General features: G+C 71.1%; 7 protein-coding genes. 5 read left to right on the forward strand and 2 right to left on the reverse strand.

Going from position 1 to position 6,304, the window contains the following annotated elements; genetic code table 11:
• The first annotated feature begins 22 nt into the window (after nucleotides 1-22).
• Together D7X55_RS33675 and D7X55_RS33680 are read left to right on the forward strand one after the other, a co-directional pair.
• Nucleotides 23-682, forward strand: a complete 660-nt coding sequence (locus tag D7X55_RS33675; RefSeq protein ID WP_121725197.1) for a hypothetical protein — start codon at nucleotides 23-25, stop codon at nucleotides 680-682.
• Nucleotides 683-725: 43 nt separating this feature from the next.
• Nucleotides 726-1,682: a GNAT family N-acetyltransferase gene (locus D7X55_RS33680; protein WP_120553042.1), complete on the forward strand. Its 957-nt coding sequence runs from the start codon at nucleotides 726-728 to the stop codon at nucleotides 1,680-1,682.
• A gap of 1 nt (nucleotide 1,683) precedes the next feature.
• On the opposite strand, the gene D7X55_RS33685 is transcribed toward D7X55_RS33680, so the two are convergent.
• Nucleotides 1,684-2,604 (reverse strand): ferritin-like domain-containing protein, encoded by a 921-nt coding sequence (locus D7X55_RS33685; protein ID WP_120553037.1) that lies wholly within the window; start codon nucleotides 2,602-2,604, stop codon nucleotides 1,684-1,686.
• 163 nt (nucleotides 2,605-2,767) lie between these two features.
• Between D7X55_RS33685 and D7X55_RS33690 the strand changes: the two genes are divergently transcribed.
• From D7X55_RS33690 to D7X55_RS33700, 3 genes are read left to right on the forward strand one after another with little or no spacing between them, the layout of a single operon-like run.
• Nucleotides 2,768-3,907 carry a hypothetical protein gene (locus D7X55_RS33690; protein ID WP_121725196.1) on the forward strand — a complete coding sequence of 380 codons (1,140 nt, stop codon included), beginning with the start codon at nucleotides 2,768-2,770 and terminating at the stop codon, nucleotides 3,905-3,907.
• Between the two features lie 9 nt (nucleotides 3,908-3,916).
• On the forward strand, nucleotides 3,917-4,219 hold the full coding sequence (locus D7X55_RS33695) for a YkgJ family cysteine cluster protein (protein WP_120553039.1): 303 nt from the start codon (nucleotides 3,917-3,919) through the stop codon (nucleotides 4,217-4,219).
• Nucleotides 4,216-5,190, forward strand: coding sequence for a hydrolase (locus D7X55_RS33700; RefSeq protein WP_120553040.1), 975 nt, complete (start codon nucleotides 4,216-4,218; stop codon nucleotides 5,188-5,190). The genes D7X55_RS33695 and D7X55_RS33700 overlap by 4 nt, the downstream gene beginning before the upstream one ends.
• Here D7X55_RS33700 and D7X55_RS33705 read toward each other — a convergent pair whose 3' ends face one another.
• Nucleotides 5,191-5,838, reverse strand: coding sequence for a hypothetical protein (locus D7X55_RS33705; protein ID WP_120553041.1), 648 nt, complete (start codon nucleotides 5,836-5,838; stop codon nucleotides 5,191-5,193).
• Nucleotides 5,839-6,304: the final 466 nt, after the last annotated feature.

A 6,304-nucleotide genomic window follows, 5' to 3' on the forward strand; every position in this document is an offset into this window, starting at 1 on the left:
AGATGTGTATAGGAGACAGACCCTGCTCCCGCTGTTGTTCGCGCTGTCGCTGTGGCCCGCCGTCGTCCCGGCGGCGCAGAAGGTCACCGTCCCGGTGGATGTGGGCGTGGGGCCGGCGGTGTTCGTGTTCTCCGGCCCCATCGCGGACGACCAGCTCCTGCACACGGGGCTGAAGCTGTCGGTGGACGCGGTGCTGGACAAGGAGTGGCTGCGCAAGAACCAGCGCGCGATTCCGGCGCGCTACCGCAAGCAGGCGAAGCAGATGGATGAGATCCGCATCTCGCCGTCCATCTTCATCCCGGACTCGTTCATCATCTCGCCGAAGTACCGGGACACGGGGATGTACGGCGTGACGTTCAAGCCGCTGGGCGTGGGGCTGCCGCTGTCGTCCAGTCCGGTGCGCTTCAAGCTGGGCGTGGGGCTGGTGTTGACGTACGCGTACATCTTTTCCGACACGCTGCCGGACACGCACTTCCTGCGGCCCGGGGCCAGCCTGGGCGCGGACCTGGAGTTCCAGCTGGCGAAGAGCTTCCTCATCAGCGTGGGCTGGGAGTCCACGTTCTACGTGCCGCAGGAGCTGGGCGGGCTGGGGCTGCCGGACTCGCTGGGGGACGGCATCTTCCACGTGGGGCAGGCGTACCTGCAGCTGCACTTCCGGTTCCCGTACACGACGACGTTGTAGCGCTCGCGCGCGGGCGGGGGCCGTGGCTAGCGTGCGCGGCACCATGACCCTCGTCCTCGCCACCGACGCGCAGAAGGCAGAGCGCGACGCCGTCACCCATGCCGCCTGGGGTTCCCCCCTGAGCGTGCCGCAGTACCAGGAGCGCGAGGCGCGGCTGCGCGCGCACCCGTGGAGCCGCGAGGGCATGAACACGTGGCTGTGGCTGGCGGACGACGGCCGGGTGCTGGCGTCGTGCGAGACCTTCCACACGGACAGCTTCCTGCGCGGCGCGGACGGACAGCTCACGCAAGGGGACAGCTACGCCATCGCCAGCGTGTTCACGGAGGAGCACCTGCGCGGCCGGGGACATGCCACGCGGATGATGGACGCCGTCGCCGCGGAGCTGGAGAAGGTGGCGCCGCGTCCGCACTCGGTGGTGCTCTTCTCCGACGTGGGGGCGCCGCTGTATCGCCGGTCCGGCTACGTGGAGGTGCCCGCGTGGGACTGGCAGCTGGCCGCGTCCGAGGCGCCGGGGGGAAGGCCCGTGGATGGCGGGCTCCAGGAGACGGATGTGGCGGCGGCGCTCGAGCGGATGCGCCGGCCGGACGTGCCGTTCTTCCTGTGGCCCAGCGCCACGCAGGTGGACTGGCACCTGGAGCGGGAGCGCATCTACGCGGAGCTGCTCGCGCGCCCCCGGCCCCGGACGTGCGGCGCGGTGGTGGGCGGGTCCACCGCGCTGTGGGTGATGAACGCGCGCTACGGCCAGCTGGTGGTGCTGATGATGGATGCGCGGGATGCCTCCGCCGCGGAGGCGCTGCTCACGGAGGCGCGCCGCGTGGCGCATGGGGCGGGGCTCGAGCGCGTGGTGTGGTGGGAGGAGCCCGCGACGGCGGCGCTCGTCAGTGGAGTGCCCGGCGCGGTGCGCGTGGAGCGGGACGGGTCGCTGCCCATGCTGCGGCCGCTGCGCGCGGGATTGCCTCCCGCGCCAGCGGTCCCCTTCCCTCGCGCCCTCTGGGTGTGAGCTACGCGGTCAGGGCGGAGAGGCCCTGGAACAGGGTCCGGGCCTGCTCGCGTGAGGGCAGGCCCGCCTCATTCATCAGCACCTCCGGCGGCTGATGGCCCTCCACCTCTTCGCCCAGGAGCCGCAGCGCGTCCCGCCGCGCCTGGAGCAACCGCTCCCGCTGGACCTCGCTCAAGCGCTCCTGGGCCCAGGCGTCCACGGCCCACGCCAGCTCCGCGTGCCGCACTTCATCCCGGGTGATGGCGCGCAGCGTGCTCCGCACCTCCGGGTCCCTGGCGGTGCGCCCCTGCCAGCCCGCGACGAAGGCGCCGAACGTCTCCCGCACGCAGCCCTCCACCGCGTTCTCGCGAAGCATCTCCTCCAGCGAGCGGGGCTCGAACGGCGGCAGGTCCACCTCCGGCATCGTCGCGCCGTGACGCCGTGCGAGCGCCTGCATCGCGCGCGTGTGACGGACCTCGTCCCCCGCGGAGCGCCGGGCCGCCTTCACCAGGACCTCCGGCGCGCCGTGCGCCTGGAGCTCTTCCGCGAGCCGAAGGAACGCGGGCACCGACGCCGCCTCCAACCAGGCCGTCTTCGCGAACAGCGCTCCCAGCTCGCTGCCCGGGTCCAGCACGGAGGCTTCCCGCAGGCCCTCCGGGCGGCGGCCGTCATGGAGGCAGGTGGCGTACTCGCAGATGAGGACGGCGCCTCCGAAGGGGACTCTCTGCGCCGAGCAGCGCAGCATGACGCCACCTTCAGGATGCCTGGGACAGGGCTCGCAGGAGGGATTCCAGGGCAGGCTTCCATCCGCTTCGAGTTCGATGGGCCCCGCGGTCTGCGGGGACAAGGGCTCACACCCGTTTTCGTTGTTGTCGCCGCAGGCCAGTCCCCCGGGCAGCAGGGGAGCGGCCAACAGCAGGCCGTAAAGCGTGCGGCGCAACATCCGGTGCCTCGGGACCAACACCCTTCGCTGTGACATGGGTTTCCCCCCCCACGCTCCCATTCCTGGTGAGCGGTCTGGCTCCCCGCCTCCGGCCCGGGGGAACAAGAGCGCCAACCTTAACCCGGATGTGTCACGCGGCGGCAGGTCCCCTAGGATGCGCCGCATGGCCGAGCGAAGGCGCATCATCGAGGGCTCCTGGAACTGCACGTCCTGTGGCGCGAAGAACATCCCCGCGCGCCACAAGAACTGCCCCTCCTGCAACAACCCCCGGGAGCTCACGGGCAAGGAGTCCGAGTTCGACTTCGGCGACGTGGACGCCGCGTCCGGAAAGTCCACCCGCGAGGGCGTCACCGACGAACAGGCCCTGGAGATGGCCGGCGCCGGCGAGGACTGGTTCTGCGCCTACTGCGGCGCGGCCAACCGGGGCGACGGCAAGCGCTGCCGGCAGTGCTCCGCGGAGCGGGGCTCGGACGCGACGTCCGCGCCGCTCGCGGACCTGGGGCCCAAGGTGCCTCCGAAGCCCGCGCCCAAGCCGCGCCGCTTCGGGAAGGTGGCGCTCATCATCGTGGGCGTCCTCGCCTCGTGCTGCCTGGGCACCTGCGCGGTGGGCATCTGGGGCAACATGAAGCATGAGCTCAAGGGCGAGGTGGTGGCGACGAACTGGCGCCGCGCGCTGGTGCAGGAGCGCTTCGTGCCGGAGACGCGCACGGGCTGGCGGGACGAGCTGAGCGCCACCTCGCCGCGCATGCCGGTGAACGGCACGGGCGAGGTCGCGGGCGTGACGAACATCCGCGACTGCGTCTCCAGGCAGCGCGGCACCCGCCGCGTGGCGGACGGCACCCAGCGCGTGTGCCGGACGAAGACGCGCAAGGTGGCCTGCGGCACCGAGGAGAAGTGCACCCGCCGCGACAAGGGCAACGGCTTCGCGGAAGAGGTCTGCCACGACGTCACGAAGTACTGCAACGAGTCCTACGAGGACTGCGACACGGAGACGCGCTATCGCAACGAGCCCGTCTACGCGCAGCAGTGCGCCTATGACACGTACGTGTGGAAGCCGGTGGACACGCGCGAGCTCAAGGGCTCGGACGGGCCGCCGCGCTGGCCGGAGCTCACCGCCGGGACGAACGAGCGGGTGCGGCGCGAGGAGGACTACACCGTGCTCGTGCGCTACGACGACGACGGGGTGAAGCAGCACGAGGTGAAGCCCACGCGCGAGGAGGAGTTCGTCGCGTGGAAGAAGGGCCAGGGCGTCACGCTCACGGTGACGAACCTGGGCAAGGTGGAGCAGGCCGTCCGCCGCTGAGGGAGTCCCATGGAGTGCACCTGCTGTGGCGCCTGCTGCGTGGCGCCGGACATCGCCGCGTTGGACAAGCCGCTGGGGCTGCGCTGCCCGCACCTGGGCGCGGACAACCTGTGCACCGTGTACGAGCGGCGGCCCCAGGTGTGCCGGGACTACGCGGCGGATGAGGTGTGCCGCCGCATCGAGGCCCCCACGCTGGAGGAGCGCGTGCAGAACTACCTGGCGCTGTTCCAGCTCACCGCGGAGGCGCAAGCCGTGCGCGAGTCCGGCTGCGCCTCCATGCGGATGGCGCGCGCCATCCGGGAGCGCAAGTGACGTTCCAGCCCACCGAGCCCTTCGTTCCCGCGCCGGGACTTCGCGGCGCGCATGCGCAGACCATCTACGCGTCGCTCGTGCGCCCCACCCGCGTGCCGCCCCTTCGCCGGGAGCGGAAGGATCTGCCGGACGGGGACTTCGTCGACCTGGACACCTTCGACGGGCCCACGGGCGCGCCGCACGTGGTGGTGCTGCACGGCCTGGAGGGGTCCTCGCAGGCGGGCTACGTCACGGAGGTGCTGCGGGGCGCGGCGAAGCGCGGGTGGGGCGCCACGGCGATCAACTTCCGCTCGTGCAGCGGGGAGCCGAACCGGCTGGCGCGGGCGTACCACTCCGGCGACACGGCGGACACGCTGCGGGTGATGGCGGACGTGAGAGCGCGCATCACCGGGCCCATGCTCGCGGTGGGCTTCTCCCTGGGCGCCAACGTGCTGTGCCGGCTGCTGGAGGAGACGGGGGATCAGGCGCCCGTGGTGGCCGCCGCGTCCATCAGCGCGCCGTACGACCTGGACGCGTGCTGCCGGAAGCTGGATGGCGGTGGCGGCTTCCACTGGCTCTATCGCGAGCGGTTCCTGCGCACGCTCAAGAGCAAGGCCCACGCGAAGCTGCAACGCTTCCCCGGTGCGTTCGACGGGACGCGCATGGAGGCGGCGCGCACCATCCGGGGCTATGACGACGTGGTCACCGCGCCGCTGCATGGCTTCCGGGACGCGGAGCACTACTACCGGGAGGCCTCGTCGGGGCCCAGGCTGGCGGACATCCGCCGCCCCACGCTGCTGTTGAGCTCCGCGGATGATCCGATGCTGGAGGCGCCGGTGATTCCGCCTTCCGCCCGGGACAATCCGTTCCTCAGCGTGGTGCTGACCGAACAGGGCGGCCACGTGGGCTTCGTCGCGGGCCAGGCGTTTCGCCCGTACTTCTGGGCGGAGACCCAGGCGCTCACGTTCTTCGAGCGGGTGCTCGCCCGCTGATCAGCCGAAGAAGAACATGAAGCCGAGTTTCCCGGACGGCTGCACGGTGCGCATCATCCACGACTGCTTCTCCACGGGAGACAGTCCGTCGCGGAAGGGCTCGTCCAGCTTCTGGAGGCTGGGGACGTCCATCTCCATGAAGCTCATGCCGCCGCGCACGAAGAAGCTGAGGCGCCGGGTGGCGTTGAACTCCAGACCCACGTGCGTACTGATGTACGTGTAGCCCACGCGCTCCATGGAGGAGGCGGGCAGCTGCGTGCTGTCCGCCAGCCGCCGGTTGAGCGTCTTCGTGCTCGCGGCCTGCGCGTGTCCGAACTCCCATGAGAACGAGGGAGAGACCTTGCCCTTCAGTGGGAGCAGCGTGAGGCCCGCGCGCAGGGCGCCTCGCAGGCCGTTGTGCGCGCCACCAATGTGCAATCGCAGGTGCTGCGAGGGCCGGAGGACGCCGGAGAGTCCCGCGCCCTCGGGCATGCCCGCGTCGAGCATCAGACCGAAGGGCGCGAGCCGCTCCGGATCATTCATGCGGCGCCGGCCTTCAGCCTGCTGTGATTGCACTTGAGGTAGCTGCACCTGCGGTGCGGTCTGGGCAATGGCCGCGTGGGCCGCCAGGACCGTTACCGCCGCGGTGACGATGGACACCGCTCCCATGAGGCTTCTCCCCGTTCCAGACATCGCGGCCACGCGCGATGAGATTTGCGAGGTACGCCGGATCCCGGGAGCGCTCACTCTCCGAGACCCGGCTGCGTGTTGCTCCCCCCGACCCGCCACTCCACTCCCGCCACTGCCCCACGCACGGTGCTGACTGTCGCGTCGCCTCGATGCCGCTCCCGGCTGGATCGCGAAGCTCTTGCACCGTCACGTCTTCGATTCACGGCCCTTCACTTCTCCCGTCCGGCGACTGCGTCTGCCTTTGCCGGACTCCCCCAAACTGCGCACTGCTCCGTCCCGCCGCCCAGCCCCGTCCAACGACCTGCTTGCTGCCTTGCTCGACCGCGCAGCCTGCTGCCCCCCGTGCCGCGCGTTGCGAGGTGATGCGTACCGCACTGATCCGCCGTGCTGCGTGCTGCGTGCTGCGTGCTGCGTCCCCCTCCTCCGTCCCGCCCGTCCTGCGTGT

The sequence above is a fragment of the Corallococcus sp. AB049A genome, assembly GCF_003668885.1.
Lineage (GTDB): Bacteria > Myxococcota > Myxococcia > Myxococcales > Myxococcaceae > Corallococcus > Corallococcus interemptor.

What these genes read in the sequence shown, in the direction of transcription:
- D7X55_RS33680 (WP_120553042.1), top strand. Translation starts at nt 726, where the DNA reads ATGACCCTCGTCCTCGCCACCGACGCGCAGAAGGCAGAGCGCGACGCC.
- D7X55_RS33685 (WP_120553037.1), bottom strand. Translation starts at nt 2,604, where the DNA reads ATGTTGCGCCGCACGCTTTACGGCCTGCTGTTGGCCGCTCCCCTGCTG.
- D7X55_RS33690 (WP_121725196.1), top strand. Translation starts at nt 2,768, where the DNA reads ATGGCCGAGCGAAGGCGCATCATCGAGGGCTCCTGGAACTGCACGTCC.
- D7X55_RS33695 (WP_120553039.1), top strand. Translation starts at nt 3,917, where the DNA reads ATGGAGTGCACCTGCTGTGGCGCCTGCTGCGTGGCGCCGGACATCGCC.
- D7X55_RS33705 (WP_120553041.1), bottom strand. Translation starts at nt 5,838, where the DNA reads ATGGGAGCGGTGTCCATCGTCACCGCGGCGGTAACGGTCCTGGCGGCC.